This window comes from Buchnera aphidicola (Microlophium carnosum), from assembly GCA_011752475.1.
Classification (GTDB): domain Bacteria; phylum Pseudomonadota; class Gammaproteobacteria; order Enterobacterales; family Enterobacteriaceae; genus Buchnera; species Buchnera aphidicola_BG.
In genome coordinates, this window is record CP048747.1 from 16,718 (window position 1) to 40,320 (window position 23,603).

The window sequence follows — 23,603 nt, forward strand, 5'->3', positions numbered from 1 at the left end:
TATTTAATATCTGATTTATATGAAGAAAATATTTTATGATTCATAATGAAACTATTGTTGCTCAAGTTACTTGTCCAGGAAAAAGTGCAGTTGGAATATTAAGAATATCTGGTTTTGAAGCGAAGATAGTTGCTAGGGAAATTTTAGGAAAAATTCCCTTAGCAAGATTTGCTACTTATTCAAATTTTTTAGATGAAAAGAACAAAGTATTAGATCAAGGTATATCTTTATGGTTTCCTGCTCCTTTTTCATTTACAGGTGAAGATGTATTAGAGTTACAAGGTCATGGAAGTCCAGTAATAATGGATTTGTTGATAAAAAGAATTATATCCATCAATAATGTTAGAATAGCTAAACCAGGAGAATTTTCTGAACGTGCTTTTTTAAACGGAAAAATAGATTTAGTTCAAGCAGAATCTATAGATGATTTAATTAATTCAGAAACAGAATTATCTATTCGCGCTTCATTAAATTCATTACAAGGAAATTTTTCTTTTTTTATCAAAGAATTAATCAATTTAATTATTGAGTTGCGTATTAATATAGAATCTAGTATAGACTTTTCAGAAGAAGAAATAGATATTAATATAAATAATATAATTTATATAAAATTTAGAGAGTTGAATAGTAAATTTTTACAATTAAAAAATATAATTTTAGAAGGAAGTTTATTAAGAGAAGTAAAAAAAATAGTAATTGCTGGGCCTCCTAATGCAGGAAAATCAAGTTTATTGAATATTTTATCACATTCTGATAGAGCTATAGTCACTGATGTACCTGGTACTACACGAGATCTTCTTTATGAAAATATTAATATAAATGGTATTGTATGTGAATTAGTTGATACTGCAGGTTTACGCCATACAGCAAATAAAGTAGAACATATTGGAATTGTGCGTGCTTGGGGAGAAATTAGAAAATCTGACCATATTCTTTTTGTTATTGATAAAACAATTAACCAATTAAAACGACAAAAAATATGTAATGAATTTATCAAAAATATTTCTAGTGATAGTATTCCACCAGTCACTTTTGTTTTAAACAAAAATGATTTAGTACAAGATGAGTTTGGTATAAAAAATATAGATGGTTTATGCTTTATAAGCATATCAGCACTTACAGGTCAAGGCATTGACATATTACGAAAACATATTGTAGGAATTGAAAAAAATATAAACAAAGAAAGTGTTTTTATCGCGCGTCGTCGTCATATTAAACAACTTGATTTGGCATATGATGAGTTTTTAATAGCTAAAAAAAAATGGAAAATGTCTGAAGATATTGAATTGTTAGCAGAATCCTTAAGTATAATAAATAGATTTTTAGGTGAAATAACGGGTCGGTATACTTCTGAAGATTTATTAAATAGTATTTTTTCTAATTTTTGTATTGGAAAGTAATTTGTACATTACAATATGCCCGGAGGCGGAATTGAACCACCGACACGGGGATTTTCAGTCCCCTGCTCTACCAACTGAGCTATCCGGGCTTTTTTTATATTAAATCATCAAATATAAAACGTTGTCAATGTTTTTTATTGTTAAAATAACACTATATTCACTTTTTATAATTTATATTAATTAATAATTACTTTTTAAATCTTTAAAAATATAAATTTTCTCGAAGAAAATAAGAAAAAAATAATTTTTACCCTTGAAAGTTTAAATAAAGATCCCTATATTTAAACTAATAGAACATATTAAATTAAAAAAATAATTTAAAATAATTCATTAAGATTGTTCACAGGAGCATTATCATATGAAAATTCGTCCATTGCATGATCGTGTGCTTGTTAAGCGTCAAGAAGTCGAATCAAAATCTGCAGGTGGAATTGTATTAACAGGTTCTGCTGCAGGAAAATCGACTCGAGGAACAGTTACTGCTGTCGGAAAAGGTCGTGTTTTAGATAATGGAGACATTAAATCATTAGATGTTAAAGTAGGAGATGTTGTTATTTTTAATGAAGGTTATGGTGCAAAAACAGAAAAAATTGATAACGAAGAATTATTGATTTTAACTGAAAGTGACATTTTAGCAATTGTTGAAGAGTAAACTATATGCTATATCCATTGAAAAATTTATTTAAGGGAATGTCAAATGGCCGCTAAAGATGTGAAATTCGGAAATGAAGCTCGAATTAAAATGCTTCGTGGAGTTAATGTATTAGCAGATGCAGTTAAAGTAACTTTAGGGCCAAAAGGTAGAAATGTTGTTCTAGATAAATCTTTTGGAGCGCCTAGCATTACTAAAGATGGTGTATCAGTAGCTCGTGAAATTGAATTAGAAGATAAATTCGAGAACATGGGAGCACAAATGGTAAAAGAAGTTGCATCAAAAGCAAATGATGCAGCAGGTGATGGTACTACAACAGCAACATTATTAGCGCAATCTATAGTAAATGAAGGTTTAAAAGCAGTAGCAGCTGGTATGAATCCAATGGATCTTAAACGTGGTATCGATAAAGCTGTTATTAGTGCTGTAGAAGAATTAAAAGATTTATCTGTACCATGTTCTGATTCTAAAGCAATTACACAAGTTGGAACTATCTCTGCAAATGCAGATGAAAAAGTTGGTTCTTTAATTGCAGAAGCAATGGAAAAAGTTGGAAATGACGGAGTAATTACAGTAGAAGAAGGTACTGGTCTGCAAGATGAACTTGAAGTTGTTAAAGGTATGCAATTTGATCGAGGTTATTTATCTCCATATTTTATTAATAAACCAGAAACAGGTATTGTTGAATTAGAAAACCCATATATTTTAATGGCTGATAAAAAAATATCTAATGTTCGTGAAATGTTACCAATATTAGAATCTGTTGCAAAATCAGGAAAACCATTGTTGATTATTTCAGAAGATTTAGAAGGTGAAGCTTTAGCTACGTTAGTAGTCAATTCTATGAGAGGAATTGTGAAAGTAGCTGCAGTAAAAGCTCCTGGATTTGGTGATCGTCGAAAAGCCATGCTGCAAGATATTTCAATTCTTACTGGTGGTTCTGTTATTTCTGAAGAATTAGCTATGGAATTAGAAAAATCTACCTTAGAAGACTTAGGACAAGCAAAACGTGTTGTTATTAGTAAAGATACCACAACTATAATTGGTGGTGTAGGAGAAAAACACTCAATTCAAAGCAGAATTAGTCAAATTCGTCAAGAAATACACGAAGCTACTTCTGATTATGATAAAGAAAAATTAAATGAGCGTTTAGCTAAATTATCTGGAGGAGTTGCAGTACTTAAAGTAGGTGCAGCTACAGAAGTAGAAATGAAAGAAAAGAAAGCTCGTGTAGAAGATGCATTACATGCTACTCGCGCAGCTGTAGAAGAAGGTGTGGTCGCTGGTGGTGGTGTTGCATTAGTACGAGTAGCAGGAAAATTATCTAATTTACGCGGTCAAAATGAAGACCAAAATGTAGGAATTCGTGTAGCTCTACGTGCCATGGAAGCTCCATTACGTCAAATTGTCTCTAATTCCGGTGAAGAACCTTCCGTAGTTACTAATAATGTTAAAGATGGAAAAGATAACTATGGTTACAATGCTGCTACCGATGAATATGGTGATATGATAGATTTTGGTATATTAGATCCTACTAAAGTTACACGTTCTGCTTTACAATACGCCGCTTCTGTTGCTGGTTTAATGATAACAACAGAATGTATGGTGACTGATTTACCGAAAGAAGATAAAGCTTCTGAATCCAGTTCTTCTCCTGCAGGAGGAATGGGCGGTATGGGTGGAATGATGTAATAAGGGATTATGTTTTTCTATAGTAATTTTGGATTATTTTAAAAATATCTTTCCTCAAAATAATTATTTTGAGGAAAGTTTCTTTATATTTATTGAACATAAAATTTTTTTAATCAAACTAATTTTTTAACAATAGAATAAAATTTATATAAAATACTATTTGTAATAGTATACTTGTATAAAATAATTTTTTGTATAAAGTTAATATGAGACGGAAAGACAAGTATAGATTATAATTTATAATATTTTTTATTATTTAATTTTTTATTTTATATATATGTTTATCCCTGTTAATCTATTATATTTATTATTTTATTTTTATATACAATTCTTTTTCAGAATAACATCTATTATTTATAACATAATTCATTTATATAATATGTCAGTTAATTTTCTTAGAATAATTCTTTTAGATAATCTAGTGGATTTTTTATTTTTTACAGATCTTTAACAAATTTAAAATATTTTTAAAATTCTTAGTAATTTTTGTAAAAAATTACAGAATAATTTTATATGAGCAGTTATATTTTTATGGCAATAGAGGTTTTCATGAGAGTATATCATACTAATAATTTTCGTGCGGGTTGTAAAATTATTTTTGAAGATGAACCGTGTTTGATAGAGTCTAGCGAATTTATAAAGCCTGGAAAAGGACAGTCTTTTGTTCGTGTAAAATTGCGCAAGTTATTAACAAAACAACTGATAGAAAAGGTATTTAAATCTACAGATTCTTTGGAAGTAGCTGATGTTGTAGAATGTGTACTTTCTTATTTATATAACGATGGTCGTTTTTGGTATTTTATAAATCAAAATACTTTTGAAGAATTATCAGTAGAAAAAAAAATTATCGGAATTCATAAAAAATGGTTGTTAGAACAAGATACATGTACCGTAACTTTATGGAACAATCAACCGATTTCAATTGTATCTAATAATTTTGTGAATATTAAAGTTATAAACGTACAAGCAACTCTAAAAGGTAATACTATCAATGCTAGTAGTACTAAATTGGCTATATTAAGTACAGGTGCAGTTTTAAGAGTACCGTTATTTATTCAAATTGGTTCAATAATTAAAGTAGATACGAGATCTGGTGAATATGTATCTCGAGTAAAATAAAACATTTTTTATATTTGTTAGTATTCATTTCCATTAACATATTGTCTATAACTATCCCATCCAAAAGTTAACCATAAACTATTTCCTAAACGCATTCTGTCAATAACTCTTTCACCTAATAAACTTTTCATCCCTTTATGATCTAAATTAGATAACATTCCAGTGGAACGTTTAGAAGACGATCTTCTATCAACGATTTGATTTATAATTACTTTTTCATAACGAGATTCAGTTTGCATACCAATTTCGTCAATCATTAATAAATCGACACTACTTAGGTTATGTAATAAATTTTCTTCAGTAATATTACTGGTACCGCTAAATGTACCTTTCATATTAGACATTAAATCAGCTACTGTTACAAGTAAAATACTTTTTCCATGTAAAATTAAGTAATTTCCTATAGCAGATGCTAAATGATTTTTACCTGTACCAGGTTTTCCTGAAAAAATAAAACTAGCAATATTTTTATTAAATTCTTCTGCATATCGTTTTGATGCTTTAAGTACTTTTCTTTGACCATCATGTTCAACTTTATAGTTATCAAATGAACAATTCATATATAATTCTCGAATACCTGATCGACCTAAAACACGTTGCATTTTCATTGCTTTATTTTCACGTAATATAGATTCAGAAGATAATCTTCCTTGTTCTTGATTCCAAGCTAATAAAGCTTCATCATTATCAAATTTAGGTTTAATATTCTTAGGCATTATACGTTGAAGACGTTTAAAGAATTCAGTATAAAATGTCATTATTTACCTCTGAATCCATTTGGTATAGTTTGATCAGGTGTTGGAATATATGTAATATCTCGTTTTTTTTGTGATATATAATTCATAGATCTACTTTTTTGCAAACTTCTAGCGAATTTTTGTTGCCATTGTATATGATGGAAAAAACAACCTTCTGCTTGCCAATAAGAAATAAAAGATGCGAGTTCAGATTCTAATATTTCTTCAGTTAAAATAATTCCCCATAACGCTGCTTGATGAATAAAATCTTTATCAGGAGTCCATTTTGGATGCATTGAAAATTTTTTTGAGATATTTTGTTTTTTTATATTCTTTTGTAATACGTGATGTTCAAGATCAAATATTTTTTTTAATACATCAGGTGTAATTACATAAAAAATAGGGGAATTATTTTTTATCACTGCTACAATTCCTTTATTTGATTGTTCTAAAGTATGTATTGGATTTTTACAAAATAAATCAAGAGATATATCATCAGAAACTAAAATTTTCATGAACATTTTTACCTAATTTAATTTTTTAAGAATTGATATATTGTATATTATTAGACTTTTTAACACAAAATATTATAATTTTTATTACTTTTATATATTAAAAATATATAGATAACATTGTATTTTATTTGTAATTTTTTTTTTATATAAAATCCAATTTTTCGGTATTATGAGAGATTGTTTTTTTTCTTGTTCTATATAAATAAAGGAGTTTTTTTTAATCCATTCCTTCTTTTCTAGTAAATCAATAGTTTTTTTAATTAATCCTTGATGATAAGGAGGATCGATAAAGATTATATCATATGGTTTTCCAGTTTTTTTTAGCCAATGAAGTGTGTTAGTACGTATTATTTCTAAATTAGAAATATTTAATTTTTTTATATTTTTTTGAAGATTAAAGAATGTTTTCTTCTCGATTTCTAATAAAGTTGAAAATTTAGCATATCGGGATATAGCTTCTATTCCTAATGCGCCACTACCTGCAAAACAATCTAGACATCGAGCGTTTTTAATATATTTAGCTAACCATTCAAATAGTGTTTCTCTTATTTGATTAGTAGTAGGGCGTAAATTTGGAATATTATTAAAAGATATTTTTCTTCCTTTAAGTTTTCCAGAAATAATGTAAATTTTACCATTTTTTTTTAAAAGAGAATTATTCATTTTGTTAGGTTGTTTATGTTAGTGATATAATTTATTTAAAAATTAATGTTAAATTTTTAATAAAAATAATTTTTACTTATAAGTATAAGGTAAATAATATGAAAGATAGTAAAAAAAATGGTTTTTTTTCTTGGTTAAGTTCTAAAATAAAAAAAAAGGAAACAATAAATAAAATAGAATGTAATGAAGAAAAAAAAAATAATAGTTTTAATAACAAAAAATCATGTATTTTAAAACCTTTATCAATTAAAAAAGATAATATAAAAAAAGATGTGGTAGAAATATTAAATGATGATAATCATAATGTAGAGCAATACGAAAACATAAAAACAAATTTTTTTTTACGTTTGAAAAAAAGTTTAAAAAAAACAAAAGAATTTTTTGGTGAGGGAATTAATCATATTTTTTTATCAAAAAAAATTGATGACATGCTCTTTGAAGAATTAGAAGAAAAGATGTTACTTGCTGATATTGGAATTAATACTACTAATCAAATTATTAGTAATTTAATTAAGGATGTCAATCATAAAGATTTAAAAAATTCTAAAAAATTATATTTTTTATTAAAAAAAAATATGTACAACATTTTAAAAAAAGTAGAAGTTCCTTTAGAAATATCTAGTCATATTCCTTTTGTGATTTTAGTGGTAGGAGTTAATGGTACAGGAAAAACTACAACAGTTGCTAAATTAGCACAAAAATACAAATCGGAAGGAAAATCGATAATGTTAGCTGCTGCAGATACGTTCAGAGCTGCAGGTATAGAACAATTACAAGTATTAGGAAAATTAAATAAAATACCAGTAATAGCACAACGTCCCGGTTCGGATCCTGCAGCAGTTATTTTTGATGCGATAAAATCCGCAAAATCAAAAAAAATAGATATTTTAATTATTGACACAGCAGGTAGATTACATAATAAATCATACCTAATGGAAGAATTAAAAAAAATAGTTAGAGTAATTAAAAAAATAGATGTAACGGCACCGCATGAAAAAATATTAATTATTGATTCTTGTAATGGACAAAATACAATACAACAAACAGAAATATTTCATAAAGCACTAGATTTAACTGGAATTATAATTACAAAGTTAGATGGAACAGCGAAAGGAGGTGTGGTTTTTTCTTTAGCCGATCAATTTAAAATTCCAATTCGTTATATTGGTATTGGTGAAAAAATACAAGACTTAGGTATTTTTAATAGTCAAGAATTTATTGAGTCTATATTTATATAAAAAATAAAATATTATTAAATAATAATATTTTTATCTTATAAAACATAGATAAATTATTTTATATAAATCTTTGATTTATATTTTTAATTAAAGTACTATAGATGTGTCCCACATATTAATAATTTAGTACATATAATTCGTTGATGCGGGAATTCAAATGATTAATAAAGTACAGATTTTATCTGTAACACCACCAGGTAATTTAGATGCTTATATTAGGATAGCTAATTTATGGCCTGTTCTATCAATACAAGAAGAAAAAACACTGACTAAACGATTGCGTTATAATAGCGATCTAGATGCCGCAAAAACTTTAATTTTATCCCATCTCCGTTTTGTAATTCATATTTCACGCAATTATTCAGGATACGGTTTGCTTCCAGCTGATCTCATACAAGAAGGTAATATAGGATTAATGAAAGCAGTACGTAGATTTAATCCAGAAATAGGAGTACGTCTTGTTTCTTTTGCTGTTCATTGGATCAAATCTGAAATACATGAGTATGTTTTACGTAATTGGCGTATCGTTAAAGTTGCAACTACTAAATCTCAAAGAAAGTTATTTTTTAATTTAAGAAAAACAAAAAAAAGATTAGGTTGGTTTAATGAAGAAGAAATTGAAATAGTTGCTAGAGAGTTAGGAGTTAGTAGTGGTGATGTAAGAGAGATGGAATCTCGCATGTCTGCTCAAGATGTTACTTTGAATCCATTACCAGAAAAAGATTTTGATGGAAAAATTAATAACTCTATGCAATATTTACAAGATAAAAAATCTAATTTTGCTATTGGCGTTGAGCAAGATGATTGGAAAGAACATGCAGCAAATAAATTAAGTAATGCATTATTAAGATTAGACGAACGCAGTCGTCATATTATTCACGCACGTTGGTTGGATAAAAATAAAAAAAATACCTTGCAAACTATAGCAAATAATTATGGAATTTCGGCAGAGCGGGTTCGACAATTAGAAAAAAATGCGATGAAAAAGTTGAAGATAGCTATAGAAGCTTAGTTTAAAATACGATCTCAATATAATATAATTTAGTTTAATTAAAAAATGTTTGTATAGAGTATGAGATTAAGTTTTATTAAATTAAAAACTCATACTCTTTTTTAAATTTAATAATTTTTTTATACAAATAAATTTTATTCTACTGTAACTGATTTAGCAAGATGCCTTGGTTGATCAATATTTTTTCTTTTTTTTAATGCAATATAGTAAGCAAGTAATTGTAGGGGTATTGTATAAAAAATAGGTGCTATTAATTCTTCTACATACGGTAGTTTTATAACATTTATATTATCTTCATAATCAAATATATGATCGGAAAATACATAAATTATACCTCCTCTAGCACATATTTCTTTTATATTTTTTTTATTTTTTTCAAACAATGAATTTTTAGGGGCAATCATAATGATTGGTATATTCTTATCGATTAAGGCAAGAGGACCATGTTTGAGTTCTCCAGATAGATAAGCCTCAGCATGAATATAAGAAATTTCTTTTACTTTTAAAGCTCCTTCCATTGCAATTGGATATTGATTTCCTCTTCCAAGAAATAGCATGTTTTTTTTATTAGCTATACTATCAGCTATATTTTTTATTAATTTATTTTTTTTTAGAACTTCTGCAATTCTAATAGGTAAAACATTTAATGTTTGTATAATTTTTTTTGAAATACTATTATTCTTTTTTTTTAAATTTATTATATTAGCAACTAACATAAGTAAAACAGTTAATTGAGTCGTAAAAGATTTTGTTGAAGCTACTCCTATTTCTAAACCTGCTTTAGTTAATATATAGAAATCAGATTCTTTAACTAGAGAAGAACTTTCCATATTACATATAGTTAAATTTCCTAAATATTCAAACTTTTTCGAGTATCTTAATGCTGATAATATATCAGCAGTTTCACCTGATTGCGATAAAGTAATGAATAAACTTTTTTTTCTTACAATCAGTTTTCTTGAAGAAAATTCAGATGCAATTTCAACATCGCAAGGAATATTAGCAAGTGATTCAAACCAATATTTGGAAATCATCGCGGCATTATATGACGTCCCACATGCAACTATTTGAATATTTTCTGTATTATAAAATATATGATTTGCTTTTAATTCTAATTCAGAAAAAAATATTTCATAGCTATTTTTTAATCGGTTTTGTAAAGTATTTTGAATTGATTTAGGTTGTTCATATATTTCTTTTTCCATATAATAACGGTATTTTCCTTTTTTTACTGATTTGTATTCTATATTAGATATGATTTCTTTTGGCTGTATTATGGAATTATTTTCGTTGAAGATATTAATTTCCTTTTTTTTAACAATAGCAATTTCACCTTCTTCTAAATATATAAAACGTTTTGTTATATGCAATAATGCGATTTGATCAGAAGCTATAAAGTTTTCTTTTACTCCTAATCCTATGATTAATGGACTTTTAGAACGTGCAGCTATTAATTTTGAGGGATTATTTTTATCAATTACAACCATACTATAATTACCATCTAATTTTTTTATGCTATTTTGTATAACGTTTTTCAGCGAATCTTTTTTTTTGTTTTGTTCCCAATGTAATAAATGTGCAATTACTTCCGTATCAGTTTCAGAAGAGAATATATATCCTTTTTTTTGTAAAAAAAGACGTAATGTAGAATTATTTTCAATAATTCCATTGTGTACAACAACAATGTTTGAAGAAATATGTGGATGAGTGTTCTCTTTTGAAACTTTTCCATGAGTAGCCCATCGGGTATGAGCTACACCAACATTACCAAGTATTTTTTTTTTATGTATTTTTTTTACAAGCTCATTAACTTTACCAACACAACGAATTCTAATAATATTATTTTTATCGTCTATTACAGCTAATCCTGAAGAATCATATCCTCGGTATTCTAGTTTTTTAATGCTATCGATAAGAAAATTAGTAATATTACGTTGTGTTACTGCAGCAACAATACCACACATATTGATACCTTTTATTTTTATTAAAACAGTTTTATTTTAAAAATAAATATACTAACTTGATGAACTATATATGATTATTTTTTAATTTTATTAGGACGAATCCAGTTTTTTTTATATATTTGTTTTTTAGTATTATAAACTAAACAAGCTGTATTTACATCTTTTGTTAAAGTAGTTCCTGCTGCAATCGTTGTGTTTGTTACAATTTTTATCGGTGCAATTAATTGTGTATTAGATCCGACTAAAACATTGTCACCAATAATAGTTTTTAATTTGTTTACACCATCATAATTACATGTAATACTACCAGCTCCAATATTTACTTTAGAACCAATTTCAGAATTACCAAGATAACTTAAGTGTTTTACTTTAGATTCTTTTTTAATCATACTATCTTTTATTTCAACAAAATTTCCTATTTGAACATTTTTATCTAATAAAGTATTTGATCGTAAATGAGCAAATGGACCTATAATACAACTTTTTCCTATTTTAGCATTTTCTATGATTGTATATGCTTGAATACTAGTCTGACTATCAATAATACTATTTCTAATAATACAACCAGGACCAATGGTAACATTATTTCCTAAAATAATATTACTTTCTAAAATTACACCGGTATCTATTTCAACATTTTTTCCGTGTTGCAATGTTCCTCTAAGAATGAAATTAGATGGATCTTTTATTGTAACTCCGTTGATAAGCAATTTATCAATTTGTTTTTTTTGGAAAATTCTCTCTAAAGCAGATAATTGTAATTTATTATTTATTCCTAATATTTCTTCATAATTAATAGGTTGTACTGTTGCAATAAAATTTCCTTCTAAATAAGCTAAAGATACAATATCTGTTGCATAAAATTCTTGTTTTTTGTTGTTTTTATCAATTTTTTCTAACCATCTTTTTAAGTCTTTACTCGTTGCTATAAAAATTCCTGAATATATTTCTTGGATATTTTTTTGTTTATTAGTAGCATCTATCTCTTCTATTATACCAATGACTTTTCCTTTTTTTCGCAAAATACGTCCGTATCCACTAGGATTTTTTACTTTTACAGTTAATAAACTAATTTTTGATTTTTTTTTAGATTGTTGCAGTTTTTTTATTGATTCAACTGAAATAAATGGTACGTCTCCATATAGAACTAGTATCTCTTTATTATCTAAAATTTTTTTTATTGCTAATAGTATAGCTTGTCCTGTTCCTTGTGGTTTTTTTTGTATTACCCACTGAATCGGAATATTATTAATATTAGGCAATACAATTTTTTTTTGAGTGTTATAAACCAGTATAATTTTTTCAGGTTTAATAGATTGTGCTGTTTGTATTACATGTTCTAAAATTGTTTTTCCTCCTAAATAGTGTAATACTTTAGGATAATTAGATTGCATTCTAGTTCCTTTTCCAGCAGCGAGTATTACTATAATTATTTCTTGTTTTGACATAAATATCCTTTTTTATATATTTTATTAAATAAAAGATTTGTAATTTTTTATGAATTGTTTTTTTATTTTAAATCTATTAGTTCAATATTATAAAATTTTTAATAAATAATTTTTATCTATGAATTTATGTATATATAATATGTTTTTTATAATAAAATATATTATATTTTTTAGGATTGTTTATGTGTTACATTATTGCAGTAGATTTAGATGGTACTTTGCTTTCTTCAAAGAATAAAATAACAAAATATACTCAAGAAATTATACGGATATTGATAAAAAAAAGGTTTTATTTCATTTTTGCTTCAGGTCGTCATTATATAGATGTTATGGAAATTAGAGATAGTTTAAAAATAAATATTTTTATGATTACTTCTAATGGAGCTAAAATTTATAATTTAGATAATGAATTAATATTTAGTAATGATCTAGAAGAAAATATTGCTTCAAAACTTTGCAGAATAAAATATTTAGATACAGAAATAATTACTCAAATATATCAAAATAATAAATGGTACATAAATAATAATAAAATAGATAATAAATTTTGTTCTGCTCTTTCAATATTAAAATATCAATATTTTCATCCAGATAATTTAAATTTTAATAACATCAGCAAAATTTTTTTTACAAGTAGAAATTTTCAAAAATTATATATTCTAAAAAGAACAATTGCGAATTATTATGGCAAGAAAGTTCATATGAATTTTTCAGTTCCCGGTTGTCTTGAAATTGTTTCAGGAAGTACTTCAAAAGGTTATGGATTAAAATTAATATCTAACTTACTAGGAATTCCTTTAAATAATTGTATTGCTTTTGGAGATGGAATGAATGATCAAGATATGCTAACTGTTGCTGGAAAAGCATATATTATGAAAAATGCAGATTCACGTTTAAAAAATGCATTGCCTCATCTTGAAGTTATTGAAAGTAATGACAATGATGGTGTTGCAAGGTGTTTAAATAAAATTTTTATAGAAAGTAATGCAAAGATAGTATAAAGTTGATAAAAAATATTTATATGACATTTAATAATAAAAAAGAAATATTCTTTTGAAGAAATTGTTTTTCATTAAATACATTATAAGTAAATTGTAAATAAGTAAAAGCATGTGAACGTATATAATGAATAAAATTTTTTATAACTAGTTTTCTTTATTCACGATTACGTGTAGTTGCATATAATCGTCCTTATTTTCATGTCCTATTCTTTTTATTTACGATTAATCCTTGATGTTCAAAATCATCTACTACCTAATTTGGGTCAGTGCAGTAATTCCCATTTGTTCTGATACTATTTGAATTAACAGTAACGTATTATTAGTATTTTTTAAAACAGGTATAATATTAGAAAATTATAAAAAACATTTCTATATAATTAGTCTGTTTTTTGAATAGGATAAGTCAATAATATTTTAGATACAATATGTTCTAGTATAATATTATTTTTCAAAAAATAAAAAGATTATTAAGAAAAACACTAATTAAATTTTAAAAGTAAATACTAGTATATAAAATAAATTACTCTGTAGGAATACTTCATAAGTTAATACAATATAGAGCTGTTTTTTAGTAAATATAGTTGAGTATTCAAATTTATGTCAGAAAAAAAAATTATTTCTACTTGAAAACATGTTTCTTAGAAAATTGGTAATTCTAATATTATCCCTATAATAGATTTATGACATGAAATAGATAATTAAATAATTATATGATAAGAGTTTATAGATGATTGTATTTAATGTAGTTTTGAGTAGTAGCTGTACTTAATGAATCGTTATTTTTTAATGCTTATAGTATGTGAAGATGTTTTATTTTAATCATGATATTTTTTCATATTCAGAATGAACTATTTAGGATTGCTAATTTTTTAATGTTAGAATTATAGGATATATATTTTATAGAAAGCAATTATAAATTATTTTAAAAAAAATAATCTTACTTATAAAAAATAGGATATTTAAAATGCAAATTTTCAATCATACTCTTGGATTTCCAAGAATAGGTTTGAATCGCGAGTTAAAAAAAGCTCAAGAAAAATATTGGTCTGGCGATCTTCCACTACAAGATTTATTATCAGTTGGTTGTAAATTGAGAAAAGAAAATTGGAAAAAACAAAAAGAATCTGGTATTGATTATATACCCGTGGGAGATTTTTCTTGGTATGATCATGTGTTGACTACTAGTATGATGTTAGGAAATATTCCAGAAAGACATAATACGGTTAATTCCATTGATTTAGATTGTTTGTTTCGTGTTGCACGAGGATGCTCTCCAGATATTTCAGCTTCAGAAATGACTAAATGGTTTAATACTAATTATCATTACATTGTACCTGAGTTTTACAAAAATAAAATTCTCAAATTCTCTTGGAAACAAATTTTAGACGAGGTAGATGAAGCATTGTTGTTAGGTCACAAAGTGAAACCTATACTTTTAGGACCAATTACATATCTTTGGCTAGGAAAAGTAAAAGGAGAATATTTTGATCGTCTTGATATTTTAAAAGATATAGTTCCAATATATCAACACGTTTTAAAAGAATTGTCCAAACGTGGTGTTGATTTTATTCAAATTGATGAACCTGCACTAGTTTTAGAATTGCCAAAAAAATGGAAGGAAGCTTATTATTATGTTTACAAAGAATTATCTGGAATAACAAAACTATTACTTACAACATATTTTGATAGTATTGAACATAATATAGAATTTATTCGTGATCTTCCAATTCAAGGTATTCATATTGATTTAGTATTTGGAAAATATAATTTAAAAAGTTTTATTTCTAAAATATCAACAGAATGGATGCTATCTTTAGGTGTTATTAATGGTCGAAATATTTGGCGTTCTGATCTTTTAAAATGGTTTAATACTATTAAAGCTATCTCAAAGAATCACAGAAAAATATTAATTGGTTCATCTTGTTCTTTATTACATACACCTATTGATTTAGAAGCAGAAAAAAAATTAGATAAAGAAGTAAAAAAATGGTTTGCTTTTTCTGTACAAAAATGTACAGAGTTAGGATTGTTATCAAATGCTTTGAATAATAATAATATTGATTTGATTACAAAATGGAGTCTACCTATCCATGAGCGTAGATTTTCTACAAGAGTACATAAAACTCAAGTAAATAATCGTTTATCTAATTTTGTAATTGAGGAACATCAACGTTTAAATGCTTATGAAATTCGTTCTATACAACAAAATAAAAAATTTAATTTACCTATTCTACCAATAACTACAATCGGATCCTTTCCGCAAACTGTTGATATAAGAAAATTACGACGTGATTTTAAATTAGGTTTAATCACTGTAGCAGAATATACTAAAAGAATTAAAAAACATATTGAAAAAGTTATAAAAATACAAGAAGAATTAGACATAGATGTTTTAGTTCATGGGGAAGCTGAAAGAAACGATATGGTAGAATATTTTAGTGAACATTTAGACGGATTTATATTTACAAATCATGGATGGGTGCAAAGTTATGGTTCACGGTGTGTAAAACCACCTATTATTATTGGAGATATTAGTCGTTCACAACCTATTACTATAGAGTGGTCTAAATATGCTCAATCTTTAACTAAAAAACCAGTGAAAGGAATGTTAACAGGACCAGTCACAATTTTATTTTGGTCTTTTCCTAGAGAAGATATTTCATTAAAAAAAATTGCGATACAAATTGCTTTAGCATTGCATGACGAGGTTTTAGATTTAGAAAAAGAAGGAATAGAAATAATTCAAATTGATGAACCAGCATTACGAGAAGGTTTACCTCTACGAAAAAGTTCTTGGAATGAATATTTATCTTGGGCTGTTGATGTATTTCGTTTAAGTGCTGCAGGCGTTAAAAATACTACACAAATTCATACACATATGTGTTATTGTGAATTTAATGATATCATGCATGCTATTGCACTATTAGATGCTGATGTGATTACCATTGAAACAGCTCGTTCAGATATGGAATTATTAGAATCATTTAAAGAATTTCAATACCCTAACGAAGTTGGTCCGGGAGTATATGATATTCATTCTCCTAATATACCAAGTACAAAATCAATAACCATTCTTTTAAATAAAGCAATAAAATATATTCCTATTAAACGAATTTGGGTTAATCCAGATTGCGGATTAAAAACAAGAAACTGGAATGAAACAATATCAGCTTTAAAAAATATGGTTGAAGCAACTAAAAAACTTAGGGAAAAAATCAAAGAGAATTGTCTGAATTAAATGAACTTATTTTTCATTTTAAAAATATAATTTTGACCTTAAATCATCTTTTAGACTACTTATAAAAATCTAAATGATGATTTAATGCTTATAAATTTTTTATGGATTTTTTTAATAACAAAAAAATTAATGTTTAAAATGACGTTTATTAGTAAAAATCATTGCTATATTGTGTTCATCTGCAGCTTCAATAATTTCTTTGTCACGTATTGAACCTCCTGGTTGAATTATACAACTAATTCCAACAGAGGCAGCACTGTCGATTCCGTCTCTAAAAGGAAAAAAGGCATCAGAAGCCATAGTTGCCCTAACAACATTAAAACCTTGATCCCTAACTTTTATATTGGCTAATTTAGTCGAATAAATTCTACTCATTTGACCAGCACCTATTCCGATAGTAACTTCATTACGACCGTATACAATTGCATTTGATTTTACAAATTTTGCTACTTTCCAACAGAAAATGGAATCTTTTAATTCTTTTTTTGTTGGAGTTCGTTTTGTAACAAAATTCCATGATTTATAATCTGTATTATAAGAATCATGTTCTTGTACAAGTAATCCATTAGTAATTTTTTTTAAATCTAGTCCTATTTTATTTTTTTGTAATTTTCCAGAAATAAGTACTCTTATATTTTGTTTTTTTTCTAATACTTTTAATGCTAAATCATTAATTTCCGGTATAATAATAACTTCAACAAATTGTTGATTAATAATTGTTTGAGCTGTTTTTTCATCTAATATACAGTTAATAGCAATAATACCCCCAAATGCTGAAACAGGATCAGCATGGTATGCCGATAAATATGCTTCTAAAATATTATCTTTGACCGAAACACTACAAGGATTTCCATGTTTTACAATAACACATGCAGGTCTATTAAATTCTTTTACACATTCTAATGCTATATCGGAATCAGATATATTATTATATGATAACATTTTTCCTTGAATCTGATATGACGTACTAATTGTTCCAGATTGAAATATATTTTTTTCTATATAGAAAGATGCTTTTTGATGATGATTTTCTCCATACCTTAAATCTTGTTTTTTTATAAAAGAAAAATTTATTTCTTCAGGAAAAGAATTGCTTTTATCATTTTTATTAAAAGTATTTTTTTTTATAAAATATTGTGCAATAATTTTTTCATAAGACAGTGTATATTGAAATGCTTTAGATGCTAAGTAAAATCTTTTTTCTGTATTCATGGTATTATTATTAATAGAATTAATAACAAATTCAAAATCACACAGATCTACTATAATTATAACATTCTTGTAATTTTTTGCAGAAGCACGTACAAGTGTCGGTCCACCTATATCAATATTATTTATAATATCATCTATATTATTGTTTTTAATATTTTTTATTTTTTCAAATGGATAAAAATTTACAATAACTATGTCTATTGGATAAATATCATATAATTTCATGATTTCTTTATCTTTATCTTTTCTTCTTAAAATACCGCCCATAATCTTAGGATGTAATGTTTTAATTCGTCCATCCATTATTTCAGGGAATTTTGTATAATCTGATATTTCCGTAACAAGTATATTGTTTTTTTGTAAAATTTTTGCAGTTCCTTCTGTTGAAAATAAATTAATTTTATTTTTTATTAATATTTTTGCTGCTTCTAAAATATTTTTTTTATCTGAAACGCTAATTAGCGCATTTTTTATAAGATTATTTGATGGCATAATATATTTTCTTATTTTTAATAAACAATTAAATATTTTGTTATATAATATAAAGATGTATTTTTTATATTCAGATCATTTTAAATACATAATAATTTTTAGGATCATTATAAATCATATATTTATTGAGGGGCACTATGCCCCTTTAAATGTATTGTACGTTATAATTATTTAATTGCATTTTTTAATGTTTTTCCAGATGTAAAACTAGTTACTTTTGTAGCGGGAATTTGTATTTCTTTTCCTGTTTGAGGATTTCTCCCTGTACGAGATGATCTTAAATTAACTTTAAAAGTACCAAATCCAACTATTTGTACAGACTCACCTTTTTTTAAAGAATCGATAATAGTTGATAATGTTGTTTCTAAAGTCAATTTTGCTTGTATTTTAGATAAATTAGATTTTTTAGAAATCACATCGATTAATTGAGTTTTATTCATTATTTTTCCTTTTTTTATTTGAATGTAAAAATTAATAATGTATTTAGATATTATTTTTATAAATTTATATTAAAACTATATTTTTTATGGTAAGTTTTTTCTATACATTTTTGATATAAAAAGAAAAATATATTTTTTCATATTATATAATTTTTTATCAATTAAAAATTGTTATATTTATAACAAACAATATAAAAAGAAAGAAGAGTTAGGTTAAAAATTCATAATTGAAGAAAATTTAAATATATAATATATCTAAATATTATTAAAAATATATTCTATGAAAAATATATATTTTTTTTAAAAAAAACTATTTTTTTAAAAAATATTAAAACTAATTTTTAAAGATATTTAAATTTAATCTGTTTAAGAACATATAAAATAATTTTTTTAGAAGAGTAAGCATACTAAAAATATTATAATATAAAATTACTATATTTTCACTGTGGCTGCTTTTAGGAGCAGCCATAATTTAAATATATAAAAATATTAAGGATCATTTATTTTTCTATAAGAGCAGAATTTAATAATTCTGAAAGACTAGCAGAAGCTTCTTCCGCACTAATTTGAGAACTGCTAACTGTTGGATTATTATGTTTTTTTTGACGACGATTAAAACGTTCTCTGTGATATGCATATCCTGTACCTGCGGGAATTAAACGTCCAACAATGACATTTTCTTTTAATCCTCTTAATTCATCTTTTTTTCCTGCTACTGCAGATTCAGTTAATACTCTTGTTGTCTCTTGAAAAGAAGCTGCGGATATAAAAGATTCTGTTGCAAGTGACGCTTTAGTTATTCCTAATAAATCTCTTGAAAAAGTAGCTATTTTTTTCTTTTTTTTTGCTAATATTCGATTTGAAATTTTTATACGAGAAAATTCTACCTGTTCGCCTTCTAAAAAATCGGAATTTCCTGATTTAACTATAGTAGCTTTTCGAAGCATTTGTCTTATAATTACTTCAATATGTTTATCATTAATTTTTACACCCTGTAGACGATATACTTCTTGTACTTCGTTTACGATATACCTAGTTACAGCTTGAACGCCTCTTAATCGAAGTATATCATGTGGTGATTCTGGACCATCGGATACCACATCTCCTCTTTCTACTCTTTCTCCTTCAAAGACGTTTAATTGTCTCCACTTTGGAATCATTTCTTCATAAGAATCACTTCCGTCTACCGGTGTAATAACTAATCTTCTTTTTCCCTTAGTTTCTTTTCCAAAAGATATAATACCACTGATTTCAGCTAAAATTGCCAATTCCTTGGGACGTCTAGCTTCAAATAAATCCGCAACTCTTGGCAGTCCACCAGTTATGTCTTTAGTTCCTCCAGATTCTTGTGGAACACGTGCTAATGTGTCACCAGAACTGATTTGTGCTCCATCATCAATTTGAACAATAGCTTTTCCAGGTAAAAAATATTGTGCAGGCATATCTGTTCCTGAAATAAGCACATCTTTTCCATTATAGTCCACAATTTTTAATGCTGGTCTTAAGTCTTTCCCAATTGTCATTCTTTCTGCTGTATCTAATATTACTATAGAAGATAAACCAGTTAATTCATCTGCTTGTCTTGTAATACTTTGACCATCAATCATATCGACAAAACGAACTAAACCATTAACTTCGGTAATAACTGGCATGGTATGTGGATCCCATTTTGCAACAGTTTCTCCAGAGTTTACTTTTTCACCATCTCCTTTAGCCATAATAGCTCCATAAGGAACTTTATAAGTTTCTTTTGTTCTCCCAAAATTGTCAATAATATTAAGTTCTACATTTCTTGAAGTGATAACTATTTTACCAGTAGAATTAGTTACAAACTTTGCATTATTAAGATTTATAACACCTTGATTTTTTATTTGAATACTAGATTCTGCTGCAGCTCTTGATGCTGCACCTCCAATATGAAAAGTTCTCATAGTTAGCTGTGTGCCTGGTTCTCCTATAGATTGAGCAGCGATCACTCCAATTGCTTCTCCTTTGTTAACTAAATTTCCTCGAGCTAGATCACGCCCATAACAATAAGCGCAAACACCAAAATTAGTGTCACAATTTACAACTGATCTTACTTTAACATTATCTATAGAATTAGATTCTAAAAGATCACATAACTGTTCGTTTAACAGTGTATTTCTTTTAATTAGTATATTTTTAGTATTTGGAATAATAACATTTTCTGCAGTAATTCGACCTAAAACGCGTTCACGTAATGGTTCTTTTACATCACCTCCTTCAATTAACGGAGTCATTAAAATTCCTTCATGTGTTCGACAATCATCTTCTGTTATAACTAAATCTTGTGCTACATCTACTAAACGACGTGTTAAATAGCCAGAATTAGCGGTTTTTAATGCTGTATCTGCTAATCCCTTACGTGCTCCATGTGTAGAAATAAAATATTGCAGTACATTTAAACCTTCTCGAAAATTAGCTGTAATAGGTGTTTCAATAATCGAACCATCAGGTTTTGCCATCAATCCTCTCATACCAGCTAATTGACGAATTTGTGCAGCAGAACCACGTGCTCCTGAATCAGCCATCATGAATATACTATTAAAAGATATTTGTTTTTGCTTTTCACCTTTTTTATTTATGACAGATTCTGTAGATAAGTTTTCCATCATAGCTTTAGCCACTCGTTCGTTAGCTGCTGCCCAAATATCAATAACTTTATTATATCTTTCACCTGCTGTTACTAATCCAGATTGAAATTGCTCTTGTATTTCAGATACTTCAATTTCGGCTTCATTAATAATATTTGCTTTTTTTTCTGGTATCACCATATCATCAATACCAACTGAAGCTCCTGATCTTGCTGCATAAGCGAAACCAGTATACATAATTTGATCAGCAAAAAAAACAGTAGGTTTTAGTCCTAAAATACGATAACAAGTGTTCAGCATTTGAGAAATATCTTTTTTACCTAAAGTTTGATTAATAATACTAAATGGTAATCCTTTAGGAACAATCATCCATAAAATAGCTCTCCCTATAGTAGTAGTAATGATTTTTTTTATTGTGATAAAACTATTATCTTCATTTTTTTTATATTCTATTATTCGTACTTTTACCAATGCATGTAGTTCAGCAATACCTAAACGATAGACTTTTTCTGCTTCATTAGAATCATTCAATAACATACCTTCTCCTTTTCCGTTGATTTTTTCACGGGTCATATAATACAAACCCAAAACAACGTCTTGAGAAGGAACAATAATTGGTTCTCCATTAGCTGGAGATAAAATATTATTTGTTGACATCATTAAAGCTCTAGCTTCTAATTGTGATTCTATAGTCAACGGAACATGTACAGCCATTTGATCTCCATCAAAGTCTGCATTATAAGCTGCACATACTAGTGGATGTAGTTGGATTGCTTTTCCTTCTATAAGAACTGGTTCAAATGCTTGTATACCTAATCTATGTAAAGTCGGAGCACGATTTAAAAGAACTGGATGTTCGCGAATCACTTCATCCAAAATATCCCATACTACTGCCTCCTCTTTTTCTACCATTTTTTTTGCTGCTTTAATAGTAGTTGCTAAACCACGAACTTCTAATTTTCCGTATATAAATGGTTTAAAAAGTTCTAGCGCCATTTTTTTAGGTAATCCGCATTGATGTAAATGAAGATAAGGACCTACAGTAATTACTGAACGACCAGAATAATCTACACGTTTTCCAAGAAGATTTTGTCGAAATCGTCCTTGTTTTCCTTTAATCATATCAGCTAATGACTTAAGAGGTCTTTTATTAGATCCTATGATCGCTCTTCCTCTTCTACCATTGTCTAATAAGGCATCTACTGCTTCTTGTAACATTCTTTTTTCATTACGTACAATTATGTCTGGAGCTGCTAAATCTAATAAGCGTTTTAGACGATTATTTCTATTAATTACTCGACGATATAAATCATTTAAATCTGATGTTGCAAATCTTCCACCATCTAGTGGTACTAATGGTCTGAGATCAGGCGGTAATACTGGTAATACATTTAGAATCATCCATTCAGGTTTATTATGAGACTGAATAAAAGATTCTAATAGTTTGATTCTTTTTGTTAGTTTTTTTCTTTTTGTTTCAGAATTAGTTTCATGTAATTCAAGTCTTAAAGTATTGCATTCTTGTGTTAAATTAATATCTTTTAATAGAAATTGAATAGCTTCTGCTCCCATTGTAGCATGAAATTCATCTCCAAATTCTTCCAATGAATCTAGATATTGTTCTTCAGTTAAAATTTGACGTTTTTCAAGATTAGTCATTCCTGTTTCTATAACGACATAAGATTCAAAGTATAGTACTCTTTCAATATCTCTTAAAGGCATATCTAATAATAAACCTATTCGTGATGGTAAAGATTTTAAAAACCAAATATGAGCTGTAGGAGAAGAAAGTTCTATATGACCCATACGTTCTCGTCTTACCTTGCTTTGTGTTACTTCAACGCCACATTTTTCACAGATTACACCTCGATGTTTTAATCTTTTATATTTACCACATAAACATTCATAATCTTTTACTGGACCAAAAATACGTGCACAAAACAATCCATCTCGTTCGGGTTTAAATGTACGATAATTAATGGTTTCAGGCTTTTTAACTTCTCCAAATGACCAAGATCTAATCATATCAGGTGAAGCTAACGAGATTTTAATAGCATCAAAATCTTCATTTTTAGTTTGGGATTTTAGGAATTTTAGTAAATCTTTCACACATTAGCTCTCGTTGGAGTTAAATTTTCAAGGTAATGAATATATAAATGTTTTGT

16 protein-coding genes and 1 tRNA gene are annotated in these 23,603 nt (G+C 27.0%); 8 read left to right on the plus strand and 9 right to left on the minus strand.

Annotation, left to right across the window (positions count from 1 at the left end; translation table 11 throughout):
• The first annotated feature begins 35 nt into the window (after positions 1-35).
• Positions 36-1,400, plus strand: coding sequence for a tRNA uridine-5-carboxymethylaminomethyl(34) synthesis GTPase MnmE (gene mnmE / locus G4A98_00080; protein QIQ41644.1), 1,365 nt, complete (start codon positions 36-38; stop codon positions 1,398-1,400).
• A gap of 16 nt (positions 1,401-1,416) precedes the next feature.
• On the opposite strand, the gene G4A98_00085 is transcribed toward mnmE, so the two are convergent.
• Positions 1,417-1,489, minus strand: a tRNA-Phe gene (locus G4A98_00085).
• 269 nt (positions 1,490-1,758) lie between these two features.
• Between G4A98_00085 and G4A98_00090 the strand changes: the two genes are divergently transcribed.
• The 3 genes from G4A98_00090 to efp all read left to right on the plus strand — a co-directional run bounded on the left by G4A98_00090 (position 1,759) and on the right by efp (position 4,863).
• Positions 1,759-2,052: a co-chaperone GroES gene (locus G4A98_00090; GenBank protein QIQ41645.1), complete on the plus strand. Its 294-nt coding sequence runs from the start codon at positions 1,759-1,761 to the stop codon at positions 2,050-2,052.
• 45 nt (positions 2,053-2,097) lie between these two features.
• Positions 2,098-3,744 carry a chaperonin GroEL gene (groL, locus tag G4A98_00095; GenBank protein ID QIQ41646.1) on the plus strand — a complete coding sequence of 549 codons (1,647 nt, stop codon included), beginning with the start codon at positions 2,098-2,100 and terminating at the stop codon, positions 3,742-3,744.
• A 549-nt stretch (positions 3,745-4,293) separates the two neighbouring features.
• Positions 4,294-4,863, plus strand: a complete 570-nt coding sequence (gene efp / locus G4A98_00100; GenBank protein QIQ41647.1) for an elongation factor P — start codon at positions 4,294-4,296, stop codon at positions 4,861-4,863.
• 17 nt (positions 4,864-4,880) lie between these two features.
• On the opposite strand, the gene dnaC is transcribed toward efp, so the two are convergent.
• The 3 genes from dnaC to rsmD all read right to left on the minus strand — a co-directional run bounded on the left by dnaC (position 4,881) and on the right by rsmD (position 6,778).
• Positions 4,881-5,621, minus strand: coding sequence for a DNA replication protein DnaC (dnaC, locus tag G4A98_00105; GenBank protein QIQ41648.1), 741 nt, complete (start codon positions 5,619-5,621; stop codon positions 4,881-4,883).
• A complete protein-coding gene (gene dnaT / locus G4A98_00110; protein QIQ41649.1) occupies positions 5,621-6,115 on the minus strand; it encodes a primosomal protein DnaT in 495 nt (164 codons plus the stop codon). Before dnaT ends, dnaC begins: the two co-directional genes overlap by 1 nt.
• Before the next feature lie 90 nt (positions 6,116-6,205).
• A complete protein-coding gene (gene rsmD / locus G4A98_00115) occupies positions 6,206-6,778 on the minus strand; it encodes a 16S rRNA (guanine(966)-N(2))-methyltransferase RsmD (protein QIQ41650.1) in 573 nt (190 codons plus the stop codon).
• A gap of 98 nt (positions 6,779-6,876) precedes the next feature.
• Between rsmD and ftsY the strand changes: the two genes are divergently transcribed.
• Both ftsY and rpoH read left to right on the plus strand, forming a co-directional pair.
• Positions 6,877-8,016: a signal recognition particle-docking protein FtsY gene (gene ftsY, locus G4A98_00120; protein ID QIQ41651.1), complete on the plus strand. Its 1,140-nt coding sequence runs from the start codon at positions 6,877-6,879 to the stop codon at positions 8,014-8,016.
• A 157-nt stretch (positions 8,017-8,173) separates the two neighbouring features.
• Positions 8,174-9,028, plus strand: coding sequence for an RNA polymerase sigma factor RpoH (rpoH, locus tag G4A98_00125; protein QIQ41652.1), 855 nt, complete (start codon positions 8,174-8,176; stop codon positions 9,026-9,028).
• A gap of 134 nt (positions 9,029-9,162) precedes the next feature.
• On the opposite strand, the gene glmS is transcribed toward rpoH, so the two are convergent.
• Together glmS and glmU are read right to left on the minus strand one after the other, a co-directional pair.
• A complete protein-coding gene (glmS, locus tag G4A98_00130) occupies positions 9,163-10,992 on the minus strand; it encodes a glutamine--fructose-6-phosphate transaminase (isomerizing) (GenBank protein ID QIQ41653.1) in 1,830 nt (609 codons plus the stop codon).
• A 74-nt stretch (positions 10,993-11,066) separates the two neighbouring features.
• The gene (gene glmU / locus G4A98_00135; GenBank protein QIQ41654.1) at positions 11,067-12,440 is read right to left on the minus strand and encodes a UDP-N-acetylglucosamine diphosphorylase/glucosamine-1-phosphate N-acetyltransferase; all 1,374 of its coding nucleotides are present in this window, start codon (positions 12,438-12,440) and stop codon (positions 11,067-11,069) included.
• A 182-nt stretch (positions 12,441-12,622) separates the two neighbouring features.
• Here glmU and G4A98_00140 point away from each other — a divergent pair, with 182 nt between their 5' ends.
• On the plus strand, positions 12,623-13,441 hold the full coding sequence (locus G4A98_00140; GenBank protein QIQ41655.1) for a Cof-type HAD-IIB family hydrolase: 819 nt from the start codon (positions 12,623-12,625) through the stop codon (positions 13,439-13,441).
• Between the two features lie 964 nt (positions 13,442-14,405).
• Positions 14,406-16,679, plus strand: a complete 2,274-nt coding sequence (gene metE, locus G4A98_00145) for a 5-methyltetrahydropteroyltriglutamate--homocysteine S-methyltransferase (protein ID QIQ41656.1) — start codon at positions 14,406-14,408, stop codon at positions 16,677-16,679.
• A 126-nt stretch (positions 16,680-16,805) separates the two neighbouring features.
• Here metE and purH read toward each other — a convergent pair whose 3' ends face one another.
• From purH to rpoC, 3 genes are all read right to left on the minus strand, one after another.
• On the minus strand, positions 16,806-18,383 hold the full coding sequence (gene purH, locus G4A98_00150) for a bifunctional phosphoribosylaminoimidazolecarboxamide formyltransferase/IMP cyclohydrolase (protein QIQ41657.1): 1,578 nt from the start codon (positions 18,381-18,383) through the stop codon (positions 16,806-16,808).
• A 167-nt stretch (positions 18,384-18,550) separates the two neighbouring features.
• Positions 18,551-18,847: an HU family DNA-binding protein gene (locus G4A98_00155; GenBank protein ID QIQ42156.1), complete on the minus strand. Its 297-nt coding sequence runs from the start codon at positions 18,845-18,847 to the stop codon at positions 18,551-18,553.
• 476 nt (positions 18,848-19,323) lie between these two features.
• The gene (gene rpoC, locus G4A98_00160; GenBank protein ID QIQ41658.1) at positions 19,324-23,547 is read right to left on the minus strand and encodes a DNA-directed RNA polymerase subunit beta'; all 4,224 of its coding nucleotides are present in this window, start codon (positions 23,545-23,547) and stop codon (positions 19,324-19,326) included.
• Between the last annotated feature and the right edge of the window lie 56 nt (positions 23,548-23,603).